The 24,709-nt window shown below is 64.9% G+C and carries 24 protein-coding genes; 8 read left to right on the plus strand and 16 right to left on the minus strand.

The window, feature by feature from the left end:
- The first annotated feature begins 246 nt into the window (after positions 1 to 246).
- The 6 genes from AXW67_RS14655 to AXW67_RS14680 all read left to right on the plus strand — a co-directional run bounded on the left by AXW67_RS14655 (position 247) and on the right by AXW67_RS14680 (position 7,129).
- Positions 247 to 807 carry a F0F1 ATP synthase subunit delta gene (locus AXW67_RS14655; RefSeq protein ID WP_063678444.1) on the plus strand — a complete coding sequence of 187 codons (561 nt, stop codon included), beginning with the start codon at positions 247 to 249 and terminating at the stop codon, positions 805 to 807.
- A complete protein-coding gene (atpA, locus tag AXW67_RS14660) occupies positions 807 to 2,336 on the plus strand; it encodes a F0F1 ATP synthase subunit alpha (protein WP_063678445.1) in 1,530 nt (509 codons plus the stop codon). The genes AXW67_RS14655 and atpA overlap by 1 nt, the downstream gene beginning before the upstream one ends.
- 138 nt (positions 2,337 to 2,474) lie before the next feature.
- Positions 2,475 to 3,347 carry a F0F1 ATP synthase subunit gamma gene (locus AXW67_RS14665; protein WP_063678446.1) on the plus strand — a complete coding sequence of 291 codons (873 nt, stop codon included), beginning with the start codon at positions 2,475 to 2,477 and terminating at the stop codon, positions 3,345 to 3,347.
- Between the two features lie 34 nt (positions 3,348 to 3,381).
- On the plus strand, positions 3,382 to 4,824 hold the full coding sequence (gene atpD / locus AXW67_RS14670; RefSeq protein WP_063678447.1) for a F0F1 ATP synthase subunit beta: 1,443 nt from the start codon (positions 3,382 to 3,384) through the stop codon (positions 4,822 to 4,824).
- 87 nt (positions 4,825 to 4,911) lie between these two features.
- On the plus strand, positions 4,912 to 5,319 hold the full coding sequence (locus tag AXW67_RS14675; protein ID WP_063678448.1) for a F0F1 ATP synthase subunit epsilon: 408 nt from the start codon (positions 4,912 to 4,914) through the stop codon (positions 5,317 to 5,319).
- 148 nt (positions 5,320 to 5,467) lie between these two features.
- Positions 5,468 to 7,129 carry an adenylate/guanylate cyclase domain-containing protein gene (locus AXW67_RS14680; protein WP_063678449.1) on the plus strand — a complete coding sequence of 554 codons (1,662 nt, stop codon included), beginning with the start codon at positions 5,468 to 5,470 and terminating at the stop codon, positions 7,127 to 7,129.
- Between the two features lie 220 nt (positions 7,130 to 7,349).
- On the opposite strand, the gene AXW67_RS14685 is transcribed toward AXW67_RS14680, so the two are convergent.
- The 10 genes from AXW67_RS14685 to proB form a co-directional block, all read right to left on the minus strand.
- Positions 7,350 to 7,850: an RNA pyrophosphohydrolase gene (locus AXW67_RS14685; RefSeq protein ID WP_063678450.1), complete on the minus strand. Its 501-nt coding sequence runs from the start codon at positions 7,848 to 7,850 to the stop codon at positions 7,350 to 7,352.
- 61 nt (positions 7,851 to 7,911) lie between these two features.
- Positions 7,912 to 8,418: an RNA pyrophosphohydrolase gene (locus AXW67_RS14690; RefSeq protein WP_063678451.1), complete on the minus strand. Its 507-nt coding sequence runs from the start codon at positions 8,416 to 8,418 to the stop codon at positions 7,912 to 7,914.
- A gap of 73 nt (positions 8,419 to 8,491) precedes the next feature.
- On the minus strand, positions 8,492 to 9,700 hold the full coding sequence (locus AXW67_RS14695) for a divergent polysaccharide deacetylase family protein (RefSeq protein ID WP_063678452.1): 1,209 nt from the start codon (positions 9,698 to 9,700) through the stop codon (positions 8,492 to 8,494).
- A 145-nt stretch (positions 9,701 to 9,845) separates the two neighbouring features.
- Entirely contained in the window at positions 9,846 to 11,201 is a 1,356-nt protein-coding gene (locus AXW67_RS14700) for a S41 family peptidase (RefSeq protein ID WP_063678453.1), read from the minus strand.
- Positions 11,198 to 12,520, minus strand: a complete 1,323-nt coding sequence (locus AXW67_RS14705) for a murein hydrolase activator EnvC family protein (RefSeq protein WP_063678454.1) — start codon at positions 12,518 to 12,520, stop codon at positions 11,198 to 11,200. Before AXW67_RS14705 ends, AXW67_RS14700 begins: the two co-directional genes overlap by 4 nt.
- A gap of 31 nt (positions 12,521 to 12,551) precedes the next feature.
- On the minus strand, positions 12,552 to 13,034 hold the full coding sequence (rlmH, locus tag AXW67_RS14710) for a 23S rRNA (pseudouridine(1915)-N(3))-methyltransferase RlmH (protein ID WP_063678492.1): 483 nt from the start codon (positions 13,032 to 13,034) through the stop codon (positions 12,552 to 12,554).
- 98 nt (positions 13,035 to 13,132) lie between these two features.
- On the minus strand, positions 13,133 to 13,489 hold the full coding sequence (gene rsfS, locus AXW67_RS14715) for a ribosome silencing factor (RefSeq protein ID WP_063678455.1): 357 nt from the start codon (positions 13,487 to 13,489) through the stop codon (positions 13,133 to 13,135).
- 209 nt (positions 13,490 to 13,698) lie between these two features.
- Positions 13,699 to 14,343: a nicotinate-nucleotide adenylyltransferase gene (locus AXW67_RS14720; protein ID WP_063678456.1), complete on the minus strand. Its 645-nt coding sequence runs from the start codon at positions 14,341 to 14,343 to the stop codon at positions 13,699 to 13,701.
- An 18-nt stretch (positions 14,344 to 14,361) separates the two neighbouring features.
- Positions 14,362 to 15,657, minus strand: a complete 1,296-nt coding sequence (locus tag AXW67_RS14725; RefSeq protein WP_063678457.1) for a glutamate-5-semialdehyde dehydrogenase — start codon at positions 15,655 to 15,657, stop codon at positions 14,362 to 14,364.
- A gap of 227 nt (positions 15,658 to 15,884) precedes the next feature.
- Entirely contained in the window at positions 15,885 to 17,006 is a 1,122-nt protein-coding gene (gene proB, locus AXW67_RS14730) for a glutamate 5-kinase (RefSeq protein ID WP_063678493.1), read from the minus strand.
- A 191-nt stretch (positions 17,007 to 17,197) separates the two neighbouring features.
- Between proB and AXW67_RS14735 the strand changes: the two genes are divergently transcribed.
- Entirely contained in the window at positions 17,198 to 18,163 is a 966-nt protein-coding gene (locus AXW67_RS14735) for a Bug family tripartite tricarboxylate transporter substrate binding protein (protein ID WP_063678458.1), read from the plus strand.
- A 230-nt stretch (positions 18,164 to 18,393) separates the two neighbouring features.
- Here the strand turns inward: AXW67_RS14735 and AXW67_RS14740 are convergent, their stop codons facing one another.
- The 3 genes from AXW67_RS14740 to AXW67_RS14750 form a co-directional block, all read right to left on the minus strand.
- On the minus strand, positions 18,394 to 20,028 hold the full coding sequence (locus AXW67_RS14740; protein ID WP_063678459.1) for an alkaline phosphatase family protein: 1,635 nt from the start codon (positions 20,026 to 20,028) through the stop codon (positions 18,394 to 18,396).
- 70 nt (positions 20,029 to 20,098) lie between these two features.
- Positions 20,099 to 21,151 carry a GTPase ObgE gene (gene obgE, locus AXW67_RS14745; protein WP_027554519.1) on the minus strand — a complete coding sequence of 351 codons (1,053 nt, stop codon included), beginning with the start codon at positions 21,149 to 21,151 and terminating at the stop codon, positions 20,099 to 20,101.
- An 85-nt stretch (positions 21,152 to 21,236) separates the two neighbouring features.
- Positions 21,237 to 21,719 carry a MaoC family dehydratase gene (locus AXW67_RS14750; protein WP_063678460.1) on the minus strand — a complete coding sequence of 161 codons (483 nt, stop codon included), beginning with the start codon at positions 21,717 to 21,719 and terminating at the stop codon, positions 21,237 to 21,239.
- A gap of 264 nt (positions 21,720 to 21,983) precedes the next feature.
- Between AXW67_RS14750 and AXW67_RS14755 the strand changes: the two genes are divergently transcribed.
- Positions 21,984 to 22,898 carry a DMT family transporter gene (locus tag AXW67_RS14755; RefSeq protein ID WP_063678461.1) on the plus strand — a complete coding sequence of 305 codons (915 nt, stop codon included), beginning with the start codon at positions 21,984 to 21,986 and terminating at the stop codon, positions 22,896 to 22,898.
- 259 nt (positions 22,899 to 23,157) lie between these two features.
- Here AXW67_RS14755 and AXW67_RS14760 read toward each other — a convergent pair whose 3' ends face one another.
- The 3 genes from AXW67_RS14760 to rplU form a co-directional block, all read right to left on the minus strand.
- Positions 23,158 to 23,751, minus strand: coding sequence for a GNAT family N-acetyltransferase (locus AXW67_RS14760; RefSeq protein WP_063678494.1), 594 nt, complete (start codon positions 23,749 to 23,751; stop codon positions 23,158 to 23,160).
- Between the two features lie 126 nt (positions 23,752 to 23,877).
- The gene (gene rpmA, locus AXW67_RS14765; RefSeq protein ID WP_027554523.1) at positions 23,878 to 24,147 is read right to left on the minus strand and encodes a 50S ribosomal protein L27; all 270 of its coding nucleotides are present in this window, start codon (positions 24,145 to 24,147) and stop codon (positions 23,878 to 23,880) included.
- Positions 24,148 to 24,249: 102 nt separating this feature from the next.
- Positions 24,250 to 24,624, minus strand: coding sequence for a 50S ribosomal protein L21 (rplU, locus tag AXW67_RS14770; protein WP_027554524.1), 375 nt, complete (start codon positions 24,622 to 24,624; stop codon positions 24,250 to 24,252).
- Positions 24,625 to 24,709: the final 85 nt, after the last annotated feature.

The following is a 24,709-nucleotide window of genomic DNA, read 5'->3' on the forward strand; positions in this document are numbered from 1 at the left end:
CAGGTCGGTATCGCGGCATCGTGACGTGCGACGAACTGGCGACAGAACGCGGTGCCTTTAATTTGGCGTCATGTTGCACCTGCGCGCCTGCCATGCTAGCAAAGCCGCGATTTTAACGATCCCGGCACTTCCTGTGTCGGTCGAAAATCGAAGTCCCGCTTGAATTCCAAGGGCTTGGATCGCTAGGCGCCGCTTCCGTGGCGACGGTTTTTCCCTTGCGAGTTTGACAGCTAAAAGAGCGCGTCTGTGGCTGCAGAAGATACGTCCGTTTCAGGTGTGTCCGGCCGTTATGCAACGGCCTTGTTTGAACTGGCCCGCGACCAGAAGGTGGTCGATGAGGTCAAAGCCGATCTCGACAGGTTCGAGGCCTTGCTGAATGAGAGCGCCGATCTGAAGCGCCTAGTCCGCAGCCCGGTCTTCGCCGCCGACGCCCAGTCCAGGGCGCTGTCGGCCGTGCTGGACAAGGCCGGCATCGCCGGCATCTCCGCCAATTTCCTCAAAGTGCTGACCGCCAACCGCCGCCTGTTCGCGGTGGCCGAGGTCATTCGCGCCTATCGCGCTCTCGTCGCCAAGTTCAAGGGCGAGGCGACGGCCGACGTCACGGTGGCGGAAGCACTCTCGGACAAGAATCTCGACGCCCTCAAGGTCGCCCTGAAGTCGGTGACCGGCAAGGACGTCGCGCTGAACGTGAAAGTCGACCCATCTATCATCGGCGGCCTCGTGGTCAAGCTGGGCAGCCGCATGGTTGATGGTTCGCTTCGCACCAAACTCAATTCGATCAAGCACGCGATGAAAGAGGCAGGCTGATGGACATCCGCGCCGCGGAAATTTCCGCGATCCTCAAGGACCAGATCAAAAATTTCGGCCAGGAAGCTGAAGTCTCCGAAGTCGGGCAGGTGCTGTCCGTCGGCGACGGTATCGCCCGCGTCTACGGTCTGGACAACGTCCAGGCCGGTGAAATGGTCGAATTCGAGAACGGCACCCGCGGCATGGCGCTGAACCTCGAAACCGACAACGTCGGTATCGTTATTTTCGGCGCCGACCGCGAGATCAAGGAAGGCCAGACCGTCAAGCGCACCCGCGCCATCGTGGACGCGCCGGTCGGCAAGGGCCTGCTCGGCCGCGTCGTCGACGCGCTCGGCAACCCGATCGACGGCAAGGGCCCGATCCAGGCCGACAAGCGCATGCGCGTCGACGTCAAGGCGCCCGGCATCATTCCGCGCAAGTCGGTGAGCGAGCCGATGGCGACCGGCCTCAAGGCGATCGACGCCCTGATCCCGATCGGCCGCGGCCAGCGCGAGCTGATCATCGGCGACCGCCAGACCGGCAAGACCGCGATCGCGCTCGACACCATCCTGAACCAGAAGCCGCTCAACGCGCAGCCGGACGAGAACATCAAGCTGTATTGCGTCTACGTCGCGATCGGCCAGAAGCGTTCGACCGTCGCCCAGTTCGTGAAGGTGCTGGAGGAGCAGGGCGCGCTCGAATACTCGATCGTCGTCGCCGCGACGGCTTCGGATCCGGCGCCGATGCAGTACATCGCCCCGTTCACCGGCTGCACCATGGGCGAGTATTTCCGCGACAACGGCATGCACGCGGTCATCATCTATGACGACTTGTCCAAGCAAGCCGTCGCCTACCGCCAGATGTCGCTGCTGCTGCGCCGCCCGCCGGGCCGCGAAGCCTATCCGGGCGACGTGTTCTATCTCCACTCCCGCCTGCTCGAGCGCGCTGCGAAGCTCAACAAGGATCAGGGTTCGGGCTCGCTGACCGCGCTGCCGGTCATCGAAACCCAGGCCAACGACGTGTCGGCCTACATTCCGACCAACGTCATCTCGATCACCGACGGCCAGATCTTCCTGGAGACCGACCTGTTCTTCCAGGGCATCCGTCCGGCCGTGAACGTCGGTCTGTCGGTGTCGCGCGTCGGCTCCTCGGCGCAGACCAAGGCCACCAAGAAGGTCGCCGGCAAGATCAAGGGCGAGCTCGCGCAGTACCGCGAAATGGCGGCCTTCGCGCAGTTCGGCTCCGACCTCGACGCCTCGACCCAGCGTCTGCTCAACCGCGGCTCGCGCCTGACCGAGCTGCTGAAGCAGCCGCAGTTTGCGCCGCTGAAGATGGAAGAGCAGGTCTGCGTGATCTGGGCCGGTACCAACGGCTATCTCGATCCGCTCCCGCTCAACAAGGTGCGTGCGTTCGAGGACGGTCTTCTGTCGCTCCTGCGGGGCAAGAACGTTGAGATCCTCAACGCCATCCGCGACAGCCGCGATCTCTCCGACGACACCGCTGCCAAGCTGAAGTCGGTGGTCGAGGGCTTCGCGAAGTCCTTCGCCTGATGCTGCATGGCCGGTTCTCCGGCCATGTCCGCTGGCGAGCGGCAACACAATAACAGGTATGCCCGGCACCCGGCCGGGCATTGCTCTAGGGATAGGCTAGCGGTTCGACCTCAGTCGGGCTGCCGGGGTGAACGAAGAATGGCGTCACTTAAAGACATGCGGGTCCGCATCGCCTCCACCAAGGCGACGCAAAAGATCACCAAGGCGATGCAGATGGTTGCGGCCTCGAAGCTGCGCCGCGCGCAGACCGCCGCCGAGGCTGCTCGTCCCTATGCCGACAAGATGAGCGCGGTGATCGGCAATATTGCCAGCGCGGCCGCGGGCTCGCCGGGCGCTCCGGCACTGCTGGCCGGCACCGGCAGGGACCAGGTTCATCTGCTGCTGGTCTGCACCGGCGAGCGCGGCCTCTCCGGCGCCTTCAACTCCTCGATCGTTCGTCTGGCGCGCGAGCGTGCGCTGGCGCTGATGAACGAAGGCAAGGAAGTCAAATTCTTCTGCGTCGGCCGCAAGGGCTATGAGCAGCTCCGCCGCCTGTTCGAGAAGCAGATCGTCGAGCACCTGGACCTTCGCTCTGTCCGCCAGCTCGGTTTCGTCAACGCCGAGGATATCGCAAAGAAGGTGCTGGCGCGGTTCGATGCCGGCGAGTTCGACGTCTGCACGCTGTTCTACTCGCAATTCAAGTCGGTGATCGCGCAGATCCCGAGCGCCCAGCAGATCATTCCGCTGGTGGTTGAGGAGGGCGCGGCTACGAGCACCACCTCTTATGAATACGAGCCGGAGGAGGACGAGATCCTCACGCGCCTGTTGCCGCGCAATCTCGCGGTGCAGATCTTCCGCGCCCTGCTCGAGAACAACGCCTCGTTCTACGGCGCGCAGATGTCGGCGATGGACAACGCCACGCGCAACGCAGGCGAAATGATCCGCAAGCAGACGCTGGTCTACAACCGCACGCGTCAGGCCCAGATCACTAAGGAACTCATCGAAATCATCTCCGGCGCAGAAGCAGTCTGACCGGAAGCGAAATTCGGATCGAAGGAGACAGTAAATGGCTACAGCAGCCAACCAGATCGGTCGCGTTACTCAGGTCATGGGCGCCGTCGTCGACGTGCAGTTCGAAGGCCACCTGCCGGCCATTCTCAACTCGCTGGAGACCAAGAACGGCAACAACCGCCTGGTGCTCGAAGTCGCGCAGCACCTCGGCGAGTCGACCGTCCGTACGATCGCGATGGACGCCACCGAAGGTCTGGTGCGCGGCCAGGAAGTGACCGACACCGGTCAACCGATCTCGGTTCCCGTGGGTGACGGCACGCTGGGCCGCATCATGAACGTCATCGGCGAGCCGATCGACGAAGCCGGTCCGATCAAGTCCGAAGGCCTGCGCGCCATCCACCAGGAAGCGCCGACCTACACCGACCAGTCGACCGAAGCCGAAATTCTCGTCACCGGCATCAAGGTCGTGGATCTTCTTGCTCCATACGCGAAGGGTGGCAAGATCGGCCTGTTCGGCGGCGCCGGCGTCGGCAAGACCGTGCTGATTCAGGAGCTGATCAACAACGTCGCCAAGGCGCACGGCGGTTACTCCGTGTTCGCCGGCGTCGGCGAGCGTACCCGCGAGGGCAACGACCTCTATCACGAGTTCATCGAGTCCAAGGTCAACGCCGATCCGCACAATCCGGATCCGAGCGTGAAGTCGAAGTGCGCGCTGGTGTTCGGCCAGATGAACGAGCCGCCGGGCGCCCGCGCCCGCGTCGGCCTCACCGGTCTCACCGTCGCCGAGCACTTCCGCGACCAGGGCCAGGACGTGCTGTTCTTCGTCGACAACATCTTCCGCTTCACCCAGGCCGGCTCGGAAGTGTCGGCGCTGCTCGGCCGTATTCCTTCGGCGGTGGGTTATCAGCCGACGCTCGCCACCGACATGGGCGCGCTGCAGGAGCGTATCACCACCACGCAGAAGGGGTCGATCACCTCGGTGCAGGCCATCTACGTTCCGGCCGACGACTTGACCGACCCGGCGCCGGCGACCTCGTTCGCGCACTTGGACGCGACCACCGTGCTGTCGCGTGCGATCTCGGAAAAGGGCATCTACCCCGCGGTGGATCCGCTCGACTCGACCTCGCGCATGCTCTCGCCGCTCGTCGTCGGTCAGGAGCACTATGACACCGCGCGCATGGTCCAGCAGGTGCTGCAGCGCTACAAGTCGCTGCAGGACATCATCGCCATTCTCGGCATGGACGAGCTTTCGGAAGAGGACAAGCTGACGGTGGCCCGCGCCCGCAAGATCGAGCGCTTCCTGTCGCAGCCGTTCCACGTCGCCGAAATCTTCACCGGCTCGCCCGGCAAGTTCGTCGACCTCGCGGACACCATCAAGGGCTTCCGCGGCCTCTGCGAAGGCAAGTATGACCACCTGCCGGAAGCCGCCTTCTACATGGTCGGCACCATCGAAGAGGCAGTCGAGAAGGGCAAGAAGCTGGCGGCCGAGGCCGCCTGAGCTGGCGAACAGCGAAGCGGGAGTAGTGAGTAGCTGCTCCCTGTTTTCGCCACTCGCCATTCGCTACCCACCATTCGCAGGTTCTCCATGGCCACCTTCCACTTCGATCTCGTCTCCCCCGAAAGGCTCGCATTCTCCGGCGAAGTCGACCAGGTCGACATTCCCGGCTGGGAAGGTGATTTCGGCGTGCTTGCCGGGCATGCTCCTGTGGTGGCAGCGGTACGCCCTGGCATCCTGACCATCTTCAGCGGCGGCCAGAAGCAGAAGGTGATTGTGCTCGGGGGTCTCGCCGAAGTCTCCGACGATCGCCTGACGGTTCTCGCCGACGTCGCCACCTCGATCGAGGAAATTGATCGGGCGCAGTTTGCCGATACCATCGAGCAGATGCAGGAAAAGCTGTCCGAGAAGGAAGGCGGCGAGCTCGATCTCGCGATCGCGCGGCTCGACCACTACAAGAGCATCCAGCACGAGCTCAATACGACGGCGATGCACTAAGCCCCGGGGCATCGCTCCGGGGCTCGAACTGAAATTCCTGAATAGGTTCAGCGCTCGTCACTACCGTGGCGGGCGCTGAAACTTTGTTGCACCGCGCCGCCGATAACGGCATTCTGCGCTCGCGAATTTTGTTCCGGGGCTGGTGCAGATGAAACGCAAGATCGCAGCGATTTTCGCGGCCGATATTGCCGGGTATTCAAGGCTGGTCGCGGAAGACGAGGAAGAGACGCTGCGGCGTCTGGCGTCCTATCGCGAGGTCGTCGACGATTTCATTGCGAAAGCAGGCGGGCGCATCTTCAACACGGCGGGCGATGCCGTGCTCGCCGAATTTCCGAGCGCAGTGGACGCGGTGCGCTGCGCGATCGACATCCAGGAGTCCTTGCGGACCCGCAACATGGCCTATCCGCCGAGCCGGCAGATGTCGTTCCGGATCGGCATCACCATCGGCGACGTGGTCGAGCGCGACGGCGACCTTCTGGGCGACGGCGTCAACATCGCGGCGCGGCTGGAGGGGCTTGCCGAGGTCGGCGGCATCTGCGTCTCCCGCGCCGTGCACGAGCAGGTCGCCAACAAGCTCTCGGTGCAGTTCGCCGATATCGGCGCGCAGGAGGTCAAGAACATCCCGACGCCCGTGCACGCCTACATGGTGGCGATGCGGCGCGAGGACGGGACCTACACCACGCCGCAGGTGAAGAAGGTGGCCAAGCCCGCATCCGCACCGAACTGGATGTGGCCGCTGGTGGTCGGCGTCGTCTCCATCGTCGCGATTGGCGTCGGCGGCTTCCTCTATCTCACCAAGCTCGAGACCACCAAGGCGCCGTCGGCCATTGCTGCGTCCACGCCGAGCCCGGTGCCGAGTGCGGCAGCAGCGGCAGTCCCAAGCCCGACGCCCGCGATAGCCGCAAAGGCACCGATGCCGGCACCAAGCGCCGTGGCCGCGGCCACGCCGGCGCCGGTGTCCGTCCCGTCGCCGCCAGCCGCCTCAGGCGGCAAGCTCCCGGCGGACACGGTGCCCTTCGTCGGCGAGCGCGTGCGTGCCTATCTCTCCAATGAGTATTCCGCCGCCGGCGACTACAAGGCTTTCGCCCTGAACATCGGCGGATTCGCCGGCTACGGCCTCAACCAGCCGAACGAGGAAGCCGCGCGCAACATGGCGCTCGACCAGTGTCAGAAGCGGGCCGACTCGGCGCAATCGCCGCGCCGCTGCGAGCTCTATGCCGTCGGCAATACGGTCGTCTACACGCATGGCAAGCCGCCGATGCCGCCGCAGCCGTGGGTTCGCCATGACGCCATGACCGAGCGCGCGTTCGCCTCGAAGGACTTTCCGATCGTGCGCGATCCGGCAAAAGTCCGGCTCGAGAACATGTATGTGCCGGCCGCGAAATCCCGCTCGATCGCGCTCGGCCCGGGCGGTCAGTACTTCATGGTGCTGGGCACGTCGTCCGTCGACGAGTCGGCGCGGCGTGCGCTGGAATCCTGCGGCGCGATCGCCGGCGTCGCCTGCATGATCGTAGCGGTCGACGACAATTTCGTCGTGCCGCTCCCGACCGTGCTCAGGATCACCGGATTCTTCCACGCCGCCTCGAATCCCTCGATCGTGGCCGATGCGCGCGACGAGGTCGTGCGCAAGCTCGGCGACGGCATGGGCTGGAATGCAGTCGCCGTTGGCACCGCAGGCCGGCCCGGTCTCGGCCTGAAGGCCGCGGACGAGCAGACCGCGGTCAATTCAGCGTTGGCCGATTGCGCCAAGCACGACAGCGATTGCCACGTCATCGCGATCGGGCCATTCACGGTCGGACCTACGAACTAGGCTGAGTTGGAAGAAATCGACCCGCGTCAGAGTAGGTGCGCTCCTTCGCCCCGCTTGCGGGGAGAGGGTTGGGGTGAGGGGCGTCTCCACAGGGGCGGTGAGAGTCGGACTCGCGGAGAGTCCCCCTCGCCCGGAATTCAAGCTGCGCTTGAATTCCGACCTCTCCCCGCAAGCGGGGCGAGGTGAAGTGCACCGCCTTCCAAAGGCGGCTCATCAGCACTCAACGCGCGAACGGTGCGAACTGCTCCGCCACCGCGCGATACACCTCGCGGCGGAACGGCACGACGAGATCGGCGACGCGATCGAGGTTTTCCCACCGCCATGCATCGAATTCGGCGGGCTGGTCGTTGCGCGGCGTCAGCGGGTCGATCTCGTCCTCGCGGCCGGTGAAGCGCAGAGCGAACCATTTCTGGCGCTGGCCGCGGAATTTCGCCAGTCGATGCGTCTGTGGCCCGTCATAGGGCGGGAATTCGTAGGTGAACCAATCGGTCTCGCCGAGATACTCGGCGCTGGTGACGCTGGTCTCTTCCCAGAGCTCGCGCATCGCCGCATCGCGCAGGTTCTCGCCCTCGTCGACGCCGCCCTGCGGCATCTGCCAGTCAAGGCCGGGCAGGATGATCTCGGGTCCGTCGCCCTTGAAACGATGGCCGATCAGCACGCGGCCGTCGGCGTTGAAGAGGGCGATCCCGACATTGGGGCGGTAGGGCTTTTGATTGGTCACCGATGTGTTTCCGCCGTCATTCCGGGTTCGTGCTTCGCACGTCCCGGAATGACGATGCAAATCACTCATCCGCCAGCGCGGAAAATTCCTTCACCACGCGCTCGTAGACCGGGCGCTTAAACGGAATGATCAGCCCGGTGAGATTCTTCATCGGTTCCCAGCGCCAGGTCACGAACTCGGCCTTGTGGCCGCCGCCGCCGGGATGTTCGACGTCGATCTCGCTGTCCTTGCCGGTGAAGCGCACCGCATACCATTTCTGGCGCTGGCCGCGATAGCGGCCTTTCCAGGCGCGGCCGGCGACCGTGCGCGGAATGTCATAGATCAGCCAGTCCGGGACCTCACCGATCCGCTCCACCGAGCGCACGCTGGTCTCCTCATAGAGCTCGCGCTTGGCGGCTTCCCACGTGTCCTCGCCGGGATCGACACCGCCCTGCGGCATCTGCCAGACATGGGCCTCGTCGACATGCTCGATGCCGCCGGCTCGGCGGCCGATGAAAACCAGCCCCGTCTTGTTGATCAACATCACGCCGACGCAGGTTCGGTAGGGCAGATCCTCGTAACGCGCCATTCCGCCAAACCTCTCATTTCCTGCCGGCAGGCACGTCGGCCCCTTGAGACCCGTGCCGAACCAATTCGTTGATTTAGCTGGATTTTGATTTCAGCATCGCGGTTGTCAATGGCACCAATAGGATGCCCCGGTCCCCCAGCGTCTTGATCCAGGTCCCGATTCGCTCGATCGAGACCGGAAGCGCGGAGGCGGTGCCGACGGCGACGCCGCGTTCGCGCGCGACCGATTCGAGCTTGTTCAGGGCACGGTCGATCTCGGTTGGCGTCGGCACCGCGTCGAGCGCGATGTCGCCTTTACCGAACGGCATCGACTGGCCGGCCGCGACCTGGGGTGCGATGCTGCGCGGCGAGGAGCCGTCGTCGAAGAAGCCGAGCCCGCGCCTGGCCGCCTCGCGGATGACCGGCTGCATCGCTGCGTCAGTCGCAACGAAGCGTGCGCCCATGAAATTGGTGATGCCGGCATAGCCCTGCATCCGGCTCAGATGCCAGTACAGACGGTCGAGGTTTTGGTCCTGGCTGAGGGACGTCAGCAGCGTCTGCGGCCCCGGATCATTGTCGGGGAAGTCGTAGGGTTCCATCGGGATCTGCAGGAAGATCTCGTGGCGCTGGGCGCGGGCGCGCTCGGCGAGCTTGCCGGGATCGGCACCATAGGGCGTGAAGGCCAGCGTCACTGCCGGCGGCAGCTTCATGATCGCATCGGTGGTCTTGGCCGCGCCGACGCCGAGGCCGCCGATCACGATCGCGACCACCGGCATCTTGGCGGCCTTGGCGCGGTCGGCGTCCGCCGCATAGACGTTGAACGGCCTCGCCCCGTCCGCGACCACGGGAATCATGCCGTAGCGCGACTTCTCCAGGAGCTTCTGGTCGATCCCGGCCATGATGGGCGGCGGAGCGGACGCGGCGTCTTTGTCGCCGGCGTCGTCGCCACTGCCGATCACCACGTCGCGGCGTGCGCCGGTGGAGCCGTCGATCATGGTGACGGTCTTCTGCTCGCCCGGCGCGGCCTGTTTCGGCGCTTCCTTGGTCTCGTGCCCGTAGCTGGATGCGGCCGGCGCGGCCGGCTTGTCCTCGGTCGCCTTCGGCTCGCGGATCGCGATCCGCACCATCGGCTCGCCGCCGAGCTGATCCTTGTTGAAGATGGCAAAGCCGGCAAAGCTGACCAGGAACAGGCCAAGCATGACTGCCAGCGCCTGCATGGCGGTGAACGGCAGCCGCAGCCGGCGTTTCCGGTGCGGCGTATCCTGTCCGAGCGGGGCGCTCAGATCATCGGCCGTTTCAGTCATGCGCGATCCCGAATCACTCGGGCCGACGATACCACGCCACGGTCAAGCGGCGGCAGGCCGGGATAGGCCGGGGGCGCGGTGTCCAAGCTCCGAACAAAAAGGGCGGCTCCAGGAGCCGCCCTTTCCGACAGATATCGTGGTGCGATCAGTTCGCCGCCTTGGGCTTGTCGGCCGCGGCCTTGTCGCTGCCCGGGGCAGGCGCTGCGGAGGCGCTGTTCTTGATGCCGTGGAGGAGGTCGTCGGCCATCTTGAGCGCCTTGTCGTCCTTGGCGTCCGGCGGGACGTAGGACTGCGAGCCGGTCTTCTCGTCGCCGTCGTTCTTCAGGTGGCCGCGCAGCGAGGCCTCGCCCTTGGTGTCGGTGCGCGACTTCAGCTCGTCCGGTACGTCCTGCAGCACCTCGATGTCGGGCACGATGCCCTTGGCCTGGATCGACTTGCCCGACGGCGTGTAATAGCGCGCCGTGGTCAGCCGCAGTGCGCCATTGCCCGAGCCGAGCGGGATGATGGTCTGCACCGAGCCCTTGCCGAAGGAGCGCGTGCCGACGATGGTCGCGCGCTTGTGGTCTTGCAGCGCGCCGGCGACGATTTCCGACGCCGAGGCCGAGCCGCCGTTGATCAGCACGATCACCGGCTTGCCCTTGGTCAGATCGCCCGCATGGGCGGTGCGGCGCTGGGTCTCCTCGGCATTGCGGCCGCGGGTCGACACGATCTCGCCCTTCTCGAGGAACGAGTCGGAAACGGTGACCGCTTCTTCCAGGAGGCCGCCCGGATTGTTGCGCAGGTCGATGATGAAGCCCTTCAGCTTGTCGCCGATCTGGTTGGAGAGGTTCGCAACCTCCTTCTTGAGGCCTTCGGTGGTCTGCTCGTTGAAGGTGGTGATGCGGATATAGGCGATGTCGTCGGCCTCGACGCGCGCACGCACCGAACGGACGCGGATGTTGTCGCGCACCAACGTGACGTCGATCGGATTGTCCTGGCCCTTGCGGATGATCTTGAGCTTGATCTTGGTGTTGACCGGGCCGCGCATCTTCTCGACCGCCTGGTTCAGGGTCAGGCCCTGCACCGCCTCGTCGTCGAGATTGGTGATGATGTCGTTGGCCATGATGCCGGCGCGCGAGGCCGGGGTGTCGTCGATCGGCGAGACCACCTTGATCAGGCCGTCTTCCATGGTGACCTCGATGCCGAGGCCGCCGAACTCACCGCGGGTCTGCACCTGCATGTCGCGGAAGCTCTTGGCGTCCATGTAGCTCGAATGCGGATCAAGGCCGGTGAGCATGCCGCTGATGGCGGATTCGATCAGCTTGGTGTCGTCGGGCTTCTCGACATAGTCGGAGCGCACGCGCTCGAAGACGTCGCCGAACAAATTGAGCTGGCGATAGGTGTCCGCGGTCGCCGCCCGTGCGCTCGAGCCCATGAACACCGCGCGCGGCTGGGTCACGAACAGCGTCAGCGCCGCACCGGTGGCCGCGCTGAGGAGGATAACTGAAGTCTTGCGCATCATCCGCGAACCTTCTCGCCTTCATTTGCGGCCCACCATGGGCCTGGATCGATTGGAGTCCCGTCCTTGCGGAACTCGACATACAGCACAGGTTGACTCGCGTTAGTGGCGAGAATGGAGGCGACTTGGGATGTCGACCCCATGGTCGCGACCGGTTCCCCCGTGAGCACAAACTGTCCAATGTTGACCGAAATGCGCTCCATCCCGGCGATCAGGACATGATACCCGCCACCGGCATTGAGGATCAAGAGTTGTCCATAGCTGCGAAACGGGCCGGCATAGACCACCCAGCCGTCGCACGGCGTTGTGATCTGGGATCCGGGCCGGGTTGCCAAGGAAATGCCTTTTTGCACGCCGCCGACGCCGTCGGAACCGCCAAAGTCCCTGATCTTGTTACCGTTAACCGGAAAAGGCAGCAGGCCCTTGGCTGAGGCGAAGGCGATTGCCGGGCTGGTCCGGGACCGGTCCTTGAAAACCGCCGGGCCGGGCTTGGCGTTGGCTGCGGCCTGGCTCGCAGCCGCAGCCTGCTTTGCGGCCTCAGCGGCCTTGGCGGCGCTTTGCAGGTCCTGCTCCATCTTCGCGATCAGGCCCTGGAGATCGCCCACTTGCCTGGACAGCGTGATGGCGCGCGTCTTCTCGGCATCGAGGTCCTTTTCCCGCGAGGCCTGTTGGCGCTGACGTTCGTCGACCAGAGCGGTGAGCCGGGTCTGGTCGTTGCGGACCTTGTCACGGTCGGCGGCGAGCTGATCGCGCTCGGTGGCGATGTTCCTGCGCAAGGCCACGAGCTCGCCGAGCTCCACCGCGATTCTTTCGGCGCGGCCGCGCAGTTCCGGCACCACCGCGCCGAGCAGCATGGCGGTGCGCAGGGATTGCAGCGCGTCCTCGGGGCGCACCAGAAGCGCCGGCGGCGTGCGCCGGCCGGCGCGCTGGAGCGCAGCCAGGACTTCAACGATGTCGGCGCGGCGCGAATCAAGCGAGGTGCGCATCTCCTGCTCGCGGCCGTTCAGGTTTTGCAGCCGTGCCTCGGCCTCGTCGATCTTGGTCTCGACTGTGCGCACATTGGCGGCGGTGTCGATCAATTGCTGATTGAGCTGGGTGCGATCCTGGCCGAGCGTGGTGATCTCGGCCTTGAGCTTGGCCTGCGCCTCCTCGGCACTCTTCTGCTGCGCGCGGGCGGCTTCCAGCTCCTGCTCGCGTTGCTTGATCGCTTCGGACGAGAGCGCTGCGGCCTGCGGGGCCGGCGTCGCCGTCTGGGCTTGCGCGAGGCTTGCGCCGGCGAAGCCCGCGATCAGCAACACAGTGAGGCTCGGCGCGCGCTGCATCAGTCGAAGAATCGTTTCGTCAGGGCGCGGATCACGCGCGATGGTAGGGATGGCCGGCCAGAATGGTTGCGGCCCGATAAAGCTGTTCCAGAATCATGATGCGGACCATTTGATGCGGCCAGGTCGCCGAGCCGAACGCGATCGCGAGCTTGGCCTTACGGCGCAATTCGGGCGAAAGTCCGTCCGCCCCTCCGATCACGAAGATAGTATGACCGGCGCCCTCGTCGCGCCAGCGCCCGAGATGCCGTGCGAATACGGTGGAGTCGAGATTCTGGCCGCGCTCGTCCAGTGCCACCAGGATCGACTTGTCCGGAATGTGCGCAGCGATCGCGGCGGCCTCTTCGGCCATGCGCGTCGCGGCATCGCGTGCGCGGCTTTCGGAAATTTCATGGACGGTGAGCTCGCGGAAACCAAGCTTGCGGCCGACCTCGTCGAACCGCGCGAAATAGCGGTCGGCAAGCTCCCGTTCGGGGCCCTGCTTCAGCCGGCCCACCGCAATGACAGCAACACGCATGACGTCTTCTGGAAGTCGCGTTTTCAAGACCGCGCGCATCTCGCGCGCGCACGACGCTAGCATGCGCGTCAGCCGATTCGAAATCGGCTCTTAAGTCTCTAGATCGCCTTCGCCGCCCCAGGGCCCTGCGTGTACAATCTCTCGAGATTGTAGAACTCACGGACCTCGGGTCGGAACACGTGCACGATCACATCGCCGGAATCGATCAGCACCCAGTCGCAATTGGGCAAGCCCTCGACATGGATGTTCCTGATGCCGTTTTCCTTGAGACCCTTCGTGACGTTGTCCGCGATCGCGCCAACGTGCCGATTGACCCGGCCGGTGGTGACGATCATGTAGTCGGAGTATGCGGATTTGCCGCGAAGGTCGATGGTGACCGTCTCTTCCGCCTTCATATCCTCGAGGCGGGAGAGGATCAGGCTCAGCGTCTTGTCGGCGTTGGGTTGCGCCTTCAAGGCCGCAGCTTTGGTCGATGTTTTACGCGTCGGTTTCGCTACCTTGGGTAAAACAGACTTGGACAATACAGACGTGGCCAGGGACCATTCCTTTCACTGTATCGCGAACACCGAATCCGGTGTTCACCGGTTACACTACATCATGTGGGGTTAAGGGTTTCAATATGCCAGAGAGCCCCCAGCCCCACACTCCGTCTCTCAACTGTGTCTCACTTCGTACCTTTCCAGCTTCCGTCCGGGTTCCGCAGGCCGGTTGAGGAGAGGTTCAGTTTCAACCCTGTCAGGAAGACCCAGGCCGGCGCCCGCCGATCCGCGAGCAATGCGGCCTCCGACTCGGGCACGCGGTAGCGCGCAAGCGCCTTGGCGGCGGGGGAGGCGAGGGCGCGAAAGCTCTGCGGCGGGCGATCGATGACTGCCATCGGCACCTGGGCGGCAATGCGCCGCCAGTCCTGCCAACGATGGAATTGAGCGAGGTTGTCGGCGCCCATAATCCAGACAAAGCGCAAGCCGGTGAGGCGGCGGCGCAACGTGTTGATCGTGTCGATAGTGTAGCGCGTGCGGATGACGGATTCGAGACAGCTCACCTCGATGCGCGGATCGTTCGCGACGTCGCGCGCGGCCTGCATGCGTGCGCCGAGCTCATGCAGTGTGCCGTTCTCCTTCAGCGGATTGCCCGGCGTCACCAGCCACCAGACGCGATCGAGCTGCAGGCGCGTCAGCGCGAACCTGCTGATCGCGCGATGGGCCTCATGCGGCGGATTGAACGAGCCGCCGAGCAGGCCGATGCGCATGCCCTCCGTGTAGGGTGGGATCGCTTGCGCCACGAAACCCGGCACGACGAATTTGTTGCTCAATGCCCGCGCCTCGCGACGTTACGGCCGCGTCTGCCCGGTGCCGTGGACCAGATATTTGAAGCTCGTCAACTGCTCGGCGCCGACCGGACCGCGGGCGTGAAAGCGGCCGGTGGCGATGCCGATCTCGGCACCGAAGCCGAACTCGCCGCCATCGGCGAACTGTGTCGAGGCGTTGTGCAGCACGATCGCGGAATCGACCTCGCTCAGGAATTTCTTCGCGGTGGCCTCATCCTGGCTCACGATCGCATCGGTGTGATGCGAGCCGTGGTTCTGGATGTGCGTGATCGCGCCGTCGACGCCGTCGACCACTTTCGCCGCGATGATCGCGTCGAGATATTCGGTGTCCCAATCGTCCTCGCTCGCAGGCTTTACGCGCGCGTCAGTCTTTTGCACGGCATCGTCGCCGCGCACCTCGCAGCCGGCGTCGATCAGCATCTCGACCAGCGGCTTCAGGCTATTTGCAGCGCCGGCGCGATCGACCAGCAACGTCTCGGCCGCGCCGCAGACGCCGGTGCGGCGCATCTTGGCGTTGAGCACGATCGATTTCGCCATGGCTAGATCGGCGCTGGCATCGACATAGACGTGGTTGACACCTTCGAGATGCGCGAACACCGGCACGCGCGCTTCGGCCTCGACGCGCGCGACGAGGCTTTTTCCCCCGCGCGGCACGATCACGTCGACCGCGCCGTTCAATCCGGACAGCATCATGCCCACCGCGGCGCGGTCGCGCGTCGGCACCAGCGTGATCGCGGCTTCCGGCAGGCCGGCTTCGCGCAGGCCCTGCACCATGCATTGGTGGATCGCGCGGCAGGAGCGGAAGCTGTCGGAGCCGCCGCGCAGGATCACGGCATTGCCGGACTTGAGGCACAGTACGCCGGCATCCGCCGCGACGTTGGGCCGGCTCTCGAAGATCACGCCGACGACGCCGAGCGGCACGCGCACGCGCTCGATGGTCATGCCGTTCGGCCGCTGCCAGCTCTCGGTGACGACGCCGACCGGATCGGTGATGCCGCGCACGATGGCGATGCCCTCGGCCATGCCATCGACTCGCGCCTGCGTCAGCGTCAGGCGGTCGATGAACGAGGAGGTCACGTTGCCGGAGGCGCGGGCCTCCGCGACGTCCTCGGCATTGGCGGCGAGGATGGCGGCCGCGTTGTTGCGGATCGCCCGCTCCATGGCTTCCAGCGCCCGGTTCTTCTGCTCCGGCGGCGCCAGCGCCAGCACGCGCGCCGCGGCGCGGGCCTTGGCGGCGAGATCGGACATCAGCGCTTGGAGATCAGCATTGCCGTCGAGGGCTTTGAGGGGGGCGGCCATGGGTTCAACCTTCTGCTAAGGGCGTGTCCTAGCACGGAAATCCCGCGGCTGCGAAGGGTGGGAAGGGTATGGCTGGGCTTCAGTTGGCGTGTTCGGGGCTCGGCCACTGGCCCAGCCCCGACGTCATCGCCGGGCTTGACCCGGCCATCCACGGCTTGTCCCACGGTACAAAGAACGTGGATGCCCGGGACAAGCCCGGGCATGACGGCGCGGATGCTTTCCGAGCGCTACCCGCCCACCACCAAGTCGTCCCGGTGGATCATCTCGGAACGGCCGCTGATGCCGAGGATGGTCATTACGTCCGGTGACGAGCGGCCCTTGATCCGTTCGGCATCCTCGGCGTCGTAGGCGATCAGGCCGCGGCCGACTTCGCTGGTGTCGGGGCCGCGCACGATCACGGCGTCGCCGCGGGCGAACTGGCCCTCGACCTTGATCACGCCGGCCGGCAGCAGACTAGCGCCGGCGCGCAGCGCCGCAACCGCGCCGGCGTCGATCGTGATCGTGCCCTTCGGCTCCAGCGAACCCGCGATCCAGCGCTTGCGCGAGGTGATGGGATTGGCGGGCGTCAGGAACCAGGTGCAGCGGCCGCCATCGGCGATCGCCTGCAGGGGGTGCTCGATCTTGCCCGAGGCGATCAGCATATGCGTGCCGCCGGTGGTGGCGATCTTTGCCGCCTCGACCTTGGTGCGCATGCCGCCGCGCGACAGTTCGGACTCGGCGTCGCCCGCCACCGCCTCGATCTCCGAGGAGATGCTCTCGACCACCGGAATCAGCTTTGCGTTCGGATTGTGCTTCGGCGGAGCGTCGTAGAGGCCGTCGATGTCGGAGAGCAGCACCAGCAGGTCGGCGCTCGCCATGGTGGCGACGCGCGCGGCGAGGCGATCATTGTCGCCGTAGCGGATCTCGTTGGTGGCGACCGTGTCGTTCTCGTTGATCACGGGAATGGCTCGCCACTCCAGCAGCTTGCCGATGGTCGAGCGCGCATTGAGATAGCGGCGGCGCTCCTCGGTATCCTGCAGCGTCACCAGAATCTGGCCGGCGCCGATGCCGTGAGCGCCGAGCACCTCCGACCAGATCCGCGCCAGTTCGATCTGGCCGACGGCGGCGGCGGCCTGGCTTTCTTCCAGCTTCAGCGGGCCGCGCGGCAGTTTCAGCCGGCTGCGGCCGAGCGCGATCGAGCCCGAGGAGACGACGAGGACATCGCGTCCCTCGCGATGCAGCTTGGCCATGTCGGCGGCGAGCGCGGCGAGCCAGGACGCGCGCAGCTCGCCCTTGTCGGAATCGACCAGCAGCGCGGAGCCGACCTTGACGACGATGCGGCGGAATTGACTGAGTTGCGGGCTGGCCATGGCGCGTGCGACGAATTGCTCTGCATTGGGAGACGGCGGAGCGAAAGCGGCGCCGATGAGGCTGCTTTTGCAGCAGGACGATGGCCGGCGCAAGGCGGCCGGCATGGTAAACGGCACCAACGTCGGCCTTGTCCGGGCCGCCCGGCAGGCTCTAATGCCGCCAACCAGAATGGGCTCAGAAGGGGAAACGAATGGATCGCCGCAAGTTCATGGCCGGATGTCTCGGACTGCCGCTGCTGACGCAGGCAGGTGGGGCGGAAGCCCAGGCCGGGCTGACCAAGATCATCTTTCCGTTTGCGGCGGGCGCAGGCGGCGACACGCTGTGCCGGCTGGTGGCGCAGGAAATCGCGCCGGTGCTGCAGCGGACCATCGTGGTCGAGAACCGCACCGGCGGCGACGGCCTGATCGGCATCAAGGCGGTGAAGGGCGCGAGCGCCGACGGCAGCATGGTGCTGGTGACGACGGGCCCCACCATGTACTTGCTGCCGATGGTGGAGACGACGCCGAGCTTCGACACCGCGAAGGATTTCATGCCGGTGTCGCTGCTGGCGCGGTTCGAATTCGCGCTCGTGATCGGCCCGGCGATCGCGGTCAAGGATTTCAAGGAATTCGTCGCGTGGCTGAAGGCGCATCCGGACAAGGCGACGTTCGGCGTGCCGAGCAACGGCACCATCCCGCATTTCATGGGCTCCAAGCTCGAGAAGGAGCTCGGCATTTCCTTGAGCCGCGTGCCCTATCGCGGCAGCGCGCCGATCCTCAACGATCTCATCGGCGGCCACATGCCGTTCGGCATCACGACGCTGGCCGATGCGCTGCCGCAGCATCGCGCCAAGGGCGTGACGATCATCGCCGTCTCGAGCGCGGAGCGTTCGCCGTTTGCGCCTGACGTTCCGACACTGAAGGAGAGCGGCATCGATCTCGTCGCGGATGGCTGGTACGGCATGTGGCTTCCCGCCGGCAGCCCGCCGGAGTTCGCAAGCAAGCTCAGCGCAGCCGCCGGTGCCGCGCTCGCCAAGCCCGAGGTGAAGGAGCGGCTCACCGCGATCGGCCTGATCCCGGTCGGCAGCACTGCGGACGGGCTATCCAAGGAGCTCGTCGCGAACACGGCGTTCTGGCAGCCGATCGTCAAGGCGACGGGGTACAAGATCGAGAATTGAGGCGGCGGGCCCTGCACTCTTCCGTCATCCTGACTGCTTGTGAGATTATTTCTCGTCATTACGGGGCGCGACGAAGTCGCGAGCCCGGAATCCATCGGGCCGCAGCGGCGGCCGTGCAATGGATTCCGGGCTCGCGCTGACGCGCGCCCCGGAATGACGTGGGGAGAGCGGAGCCTGCTATCAGCGCATCACATGAGGAGCCGCTTAAGCACCTCCTCACCATGAGGGGCCTATGGCTTCGCGCGCTGAGCGATTCCGTCCTGGATTGCCGCCAGCTCTTTCTCGTCCCAGATGCCGATCAAAATGCCGCCCTTCACCTGGAGCTGGTTGTCGGCATAGGCCGCGATCTTCTCACGGGGTGTGGTGATGTGATCGTTGGGGTGCAGCGCCCAGTCGAACAGCTCCGCCTGAAGCCGCGCAATGATGCCGGCGCATTCGGGATCATCGCCGCGATCGACGAATTCCTGCGGGTCGGTTTCGAGGTCATAGAGCATCGGGCGGAAGCCGGAGGCGTGGATATATTTCCAGCGGCCGTCGAACACCATGAACAGGCGGCAGCGCTCAATCGGCTGGTTCAATTTCAGCCGGACATCCTGCATGGCATAGTCGTATTCGGAGAACGCCACCTTGCGCCAGTCCGACGGCGTTGGACCGCGCAGCAGCGGCAACAGCGAACGGCCCTCGAGAATGTGCGCCGGCACCTTGCCGCCGAAATAATCGACGAAGGTCGGCGCGAGATCGATGCCCTCGACCAGCGTATCGCTGCGCGTGCCGCGCGTGGCGTCGGCTTCCTTGGAGGGATCGATGACGATCAGCGGGATTTTTGCCGACTGCTCGTGGAACAGGTCCTTCTCGCCCATCCAGTGATCGCCGAGATAGTCGCCATGATCGGAGGTGAACACGATCATGGTCGTATCGAGGAGGCCGCGTTCCTCCAGGAATTGCATCAGCACGCCCATCTGGTCGTCGATCTGGGTGATCAGGCCCATATAGGTCGGGATCACCTTCTCGCGGGTGTCGTCGCGCGCCATGTTGCGGGAGTAGCGCATGTCCATGTAGGCGCCGAACACCGGATGCGCGTTCTGCCGCTCGCGCTCGGAGCGGATCACCGGAATCATGTCCGCCGTCTTGTACATGCTGGCGTAGGGTTCGGGCGCGATATAGGGCCAGTGCGGCTTGATGTAGGACAGATGCAGGCACCACGGCCGGCCGTCGGTCTCGGCCTCGCTGATGAAGTCCATCGCGCGCCGCGTCATGTAGGGCGTCTCGGAGTGCTCGTCCGGCACGCGCGCGGCCTTGTCGGCGTGCACCAGCAGCCAGCCGTTCTGCAGACTGCCATCTTCCGCCGCGCCTGAATTCGCCCAATGCTCCCAGGGATTGGTGGCTTCGAATCCCTGCTTGCGGAGATACTCATCGTATTTCGGGCGCGGCCGCCCGGTCGGATGCAGGCCGTCGTCGCGCTCATAAGGTTCAAAACCGCACTCGGCGACGTGCACGCCGATGATCGATTCCGGCGGGATGCCGAGCATCTTCATGCCTTCGAGATCGGGCGCCATGTGGGTCTTGCCGACCAGCACGTTGCGCACGCCGATCTTCTTCAGGTGATCTCCGAGCGTGGGCTCTCCGACACGCAGCGGCCAGCCGTTCCAGTGCGAGCCGTGCGAGCGCATGTAGCGCCCCGTGTAGAACGACATCCGCGACGGGCCGCAGATCGGCGACTGCACATAGGCGTTGGTGAAGAGCACGCCGCGCTTCGCCATGGCGTCGATGTTGGGCGTCTTGAGCGTCGGATGGCCGGTGCAGCCGAGATAGTCGTAGCGAAGCTGGTCGCACATGATCCAGAGAACGTTCTTCGCGCGCGCCATGCCCTGCCCCTGCTTCTTCTTGATTGCCGGATGCTGCGCTATCGCGCCAGCGAAGACAAGCGGGCCGGACTCAACGCTCGACGTCGACCGACCACGGCTCTGCTTCGGCGGCGCTCTTGGCCTTGCTCGACACCGGGCTTTCGCCAATCACGTCGGCAAGTGCGCGCAGCGCTTCCTTGACGCCCTGGCCGGTCGCGCCCGCGAGCAGCAGCGGCGTCTTCTTGGCGGCGCGCTTCAAGCGGTCCTTCTGCTTCTTCAACTCGTCCGGCTCGACCGCGTCGATCTTGTTCAGCGCGACGATCTCGATCTTGTCGGTGAGCTGTCCGCCATAGGCATCGAGCTCCTTGCGTACAGTCTTGTACGCCTTGCCGGCATGCTCGCAGGTTGCATCGACGAGATGCAGCAGCACGCGGCAGCGCTCGACATGGCCGAGGAAGCGATCGCCGAGACCTGCGCCTTCGTGCGCGCCCTCGATGAGACCTGGAATGTCGGCCAGCACGAATTCGCGGCCATCGGCATTCACGACGCCGAGCTGCGGATGCAACGTGGTGAAGGGATAGTCGGCGATCTTCGGCCGGGCGGCGCTGACCGCGGCCAGGAAGGTCGACTTGCCGGCATTGGGCAGGCCGACGAGGCCGGCATCCGCGATCAGCTTCAGCCGCAGCCAGATCCAGCGCTCCTCGCCGGGCTGGCCGGGATTGGCGTTGCGCGGCGCGCGGTTGGTCGAGGACTTGAAATGCGCGTTGCCGAAGCCGCCATTGCCGCCCTCGGCCAGCACGAATTTTTCGCCGACCTTGGTGAAGTCGTGAATGAGCGTCTCGCGGTCCTCGTCGAAGATCTGCGTGCCCACAGGGACCTTCAGCACGATCGCCTTGCCGTTGGCGCCGTGGCGGTCCGAACCCATGCCGTTCTCGCCCTTCTGGGCCTTGAAATGCTGCTGGTAGCGGTAGTCGATCAGCGTGTTGAGCCCGTCGGCGACCTCGATGATGACATTGCCGCCGCGGCCGCCATTGCCGCCGGAGGGGCCACCGAACTCGATGAACTTCTCGCGGCGGAACGCCACGCAGCCGTTCCCGCCGTCACCGGAGCGGATATAGACCTTTGCTTCGTCGAGGAATTTCATGGGTCATAGGTAGGCCAGCCGGGCACGCCCGGCAACCCGAACTTGCCCGTGAATCGGCCGAATTTCGGCGATTTTCGCCCGTTGCTTAACCTGTCGGCCGGCGGCGGATCAGGAATTTCTGCGTGCCCTCCAGCACCAGCTCCCTGCGCTGGTTGAATACGGTGCTTGTGAGGGTGACCACGCCGGTCGAGCGTCCCGGCGTCAACTCGGTGACCTCGAGCGCGGGATAGATGGTGTCGTCGGCGAACACGGGTTTGAGGAACCGGCTCGACTGTTCGAGGAAGCCGACCAGGGACTCCTCGACCATGAACGGGAAGAGGCCCGCGCCCGGCGCGGTGTGGATCAGCGTCTGAAACCCGTGCGCAAGCAGATGCGGCATGCCGCGGGCGCGGCAATATTCGACATCGTAATGCACCGGATGGGTGTCGCCGCTCGCGGTCTGGAACGCCGCGAACACCGCCGAGGTCTGGGTCCGGCTCGGCAGCACGAAGCGCTCGCCGACCACGAAATCTTCAAACCAGCGTTGCTGGGAGATCATGCGGTGCTGGGCCGGATCGAACTCGGTCATGTCTTTGGCTCTTTGTCGGTGAACACCTATCGCTACCGCGATGCGAAGGGTGCGACAATCCGTTCAATTCGCTCGCCGTGGGCTTGTCCGGCGCGCCTGCGCCATTAAAACGGCTGCAAGCGACTCTAGTCGCCGGTTCCCGACGCTCTCTCCGCTCGTCATTGCGAGCGCAGCGAAGCAATCCAGTCTGTCTCCGCGGAAACGGACTGGATTGCTTCGTCGCAAGAGCTCCTCGCAATGACGGGTTTTCCACGAACGACAGCAATGTCCCTCTTCAAGAATCTCTCCGCTTATGACGACCGCTCCGCGCGCCTCGCCGGCATCGCGCTGATGGTGCTGTCGATCTTCATGTTCTCGTTCGGCGACGCCATGGGCAAGTTCCTGGTCGGGACTTATTCGGTGGGGCAGCTCCTGTTTCTGCGTGCCTGTGCGGCGCTGGTTCTGCTGACGCCGCTGATCTGGCGGCAGCGCCGTGGTTTCCTGAACCTGGAGCGGCCATGGCTGCAGCTCTTTCGCGTCACGCTGTCGACGCTGGAGGTGGCGGCCTTCTTCCTCGCGACCGTCTATCTGCCGCTCGCCGACGTCATCACCTACTATCTCGCCGGCCCCATCTTCGTCACCGCGATGTCGGCGCTGTTCCTGGGTGAGAAGGTGGGCTGGCGGCGCTGGACGGCGATCTTGATCGGCTTCTGCGGTGTCTTGATCGCGCTGCGCCCCTCGGCACAGACGATCAGCATGCCGGCGCTGATCGCGCTCGGCGGCAGCCTGTCGTTCGCGACGTTGATGCTGATCACGCGCAGCCTGCGCAAAACGCCCGACATCGTGATGGCGTCATCGCAGTTTGTCGGAACGTTCCTGCTTGGCGCAGTGCTGTCGGCATTTCACTGGGTGCCGCCGACCAAGGGCAGCCTCGTGATTTTCGCGCTGGCGGGATGCGTTTCGGTGACGGCGCTGTTCTGCGTCAACCGCTCGCTCAAGCTCGCGCCGGCCAGCGTCGTCGTGCCCTATCAATATTCGATGATCGTCTGGGCCGTGATCTTCGGCTTCGTCGTGTTCGGCGACGTGCCGCAGATCGCCACCATCGTCGGCGCCGCCATCATCATCGGCGCTGGCCTCTACATCTATTTGCGCGAACGCGATCTCGGCCGGCAGGACGAGCAGGTGAATCCGCCGGTTTGATGCTTATCCTCCCCTGGAGGGCAGGGGAATCGCATGTGGGCTTGTGGCGCGAACGCGCTCGGGCCTTCATGGTTCGAGACGCGCCGTAAGGCGGCGCTCCTCACCATGAGGGTCTGGGATCTCGCCGCGAAATGAGACCTCATCCTGAGAGCCCGCCTACAGCGGGCGTCTCGACGGATGGGCCGCAACGCGGCTGCCTACCAAGCTCTCTTTCATATGCGACGCCCCTACCCTCCAGGGGAGGGTGGTCGGCAGCCCCCTACCTCACCCTTCTCGCACTGCTCCAGCTCTTCAGCGACGACCACACCCCGCGGGTCAGGCGGAAGCAGTCGACGGGGGTGGAGGAGCCGAGCGACAGGAAGCGGTGAAGCTGAACGCCGCTCCACTGGAAGCCGCACTTCTCCAGCACGTTGCGCGAGGTCGGATTGGTGACGCGGGCACCGGCATAGAGGTGGTCGTCGTCGAACTCCTCGAAGAAGAAGTCGATCGCGCCGCGCGCCGCTTCGGTGCCAAAGCCCTTGCCCCAGTGCTCGACGCCGAGCCAGTAGCCGAGTTCGGCATTGTCGGGGGTGGAGCAGTCGATGCCGACCATGCCGACCGGTGTGGTGTCGTGCTCGATCAGGAACACGGTCTCACTGCCGAGCTCGGCGGTGGCGCGGACGAATTCGACGGCGTCATCAGCCGAATAGGGGTGCGGCAGGCGGCGGGTGTTCTCCGCGATGCGGCGATCGTTGGCGAGTTGGGCGATGGCCCTGACGTCGGCAAGCGTCGGGCGGCGCAGTGTCAGCCGCTCGGTGGCGACGACGCTCGGTCTCGCCTCTCGCAAGGTCGCACTCGAAAAATCCTGCAACATCTTCGGCTCCGTCAAAGTCACTAAGTCAACGAAAAGGGGAGGCCGGTTTCCCGCCTCCCCTGGAGCCTATTTCTGGACTCCGCCGGTTTGGTCAGGACCCGGCGGACTCCAAATTTGATCCACCGTCTATTCAGCCGCCTCTGCGATCGGGAGTACCGATACGAAGGTGCGGCCGTTGGCTTTAGCCTGGAACGCAACGCGACCTTCCACCTTGGCGAACAGAGTGTGGTCCGTGCCCATGCCGACATTAAGGCCGGGATGCCAGGTGGTGCCGCGCTGACGCGCAATGATGTTGCCGGGAATCACGCGCTCCCCGCCGAACACCTTGATGCCAAGGCGCTTGCCCTTCGAATCGCGTCCGTTACGCGATGAACCGCCTGCTTTTTTATGAGCCATAGCTCGTCTCCGAAATCCTGCATATTTCTAGATCAATTCCTTGACGGAATCATTTCACAATTTCTCACGCATCAATTCGTGAATTGGCGTGATCAACTTTGCTTATTCGGCGGCTTCCTTCGCCACCTTTTCCTTCTTCGGACGCGGGCCCTTGGTAGGCTTGGCGTTGTCCGTCAGGATCTCGGTGACGCGGAGCACCGTGATCTCGTCGCGGTAGCCACGCTTGCGGCGCGAATTCTTGCGGCGGCGCTTCTTGAAGGCGATCACCTTCGGGCCGCGCTTGTGGTCAAGCACCTCGGCCGCAACGGATGCACCGGCAACCGTCGGGACGCCCAGGACCGGCGTGTCGCCGCCGACCACCAGAACTTCATTCAACTGCACGATCGTGCCGACTTCGCCGGCGATCTTGCCAACTTCCAAGACATCATCCGGAACGACACGGTACTGCTTGCCGCCGGTTTTGATGACTGCGAACATCGTTTTTTTCCTTCGTGTTCAATCCCGGCCTCGGGACGCGGAGGCGTCCGGGTCGGCTTTTTGTCAGTCGCTATGGGTTTACGAT

Origin of the sequence: Bradyrhizobium neotropicale, assembly GCF_001641695.1 — a bacterium.
In the GTDB taxonomy this organism is placed as follows: Bacteria; Pseudomonadota; Alphaproteobacteria; order Rhizobiales; family Xanthobacteraceae; genus Bradyrhizobium; species Bradyrhizobium neotropicale.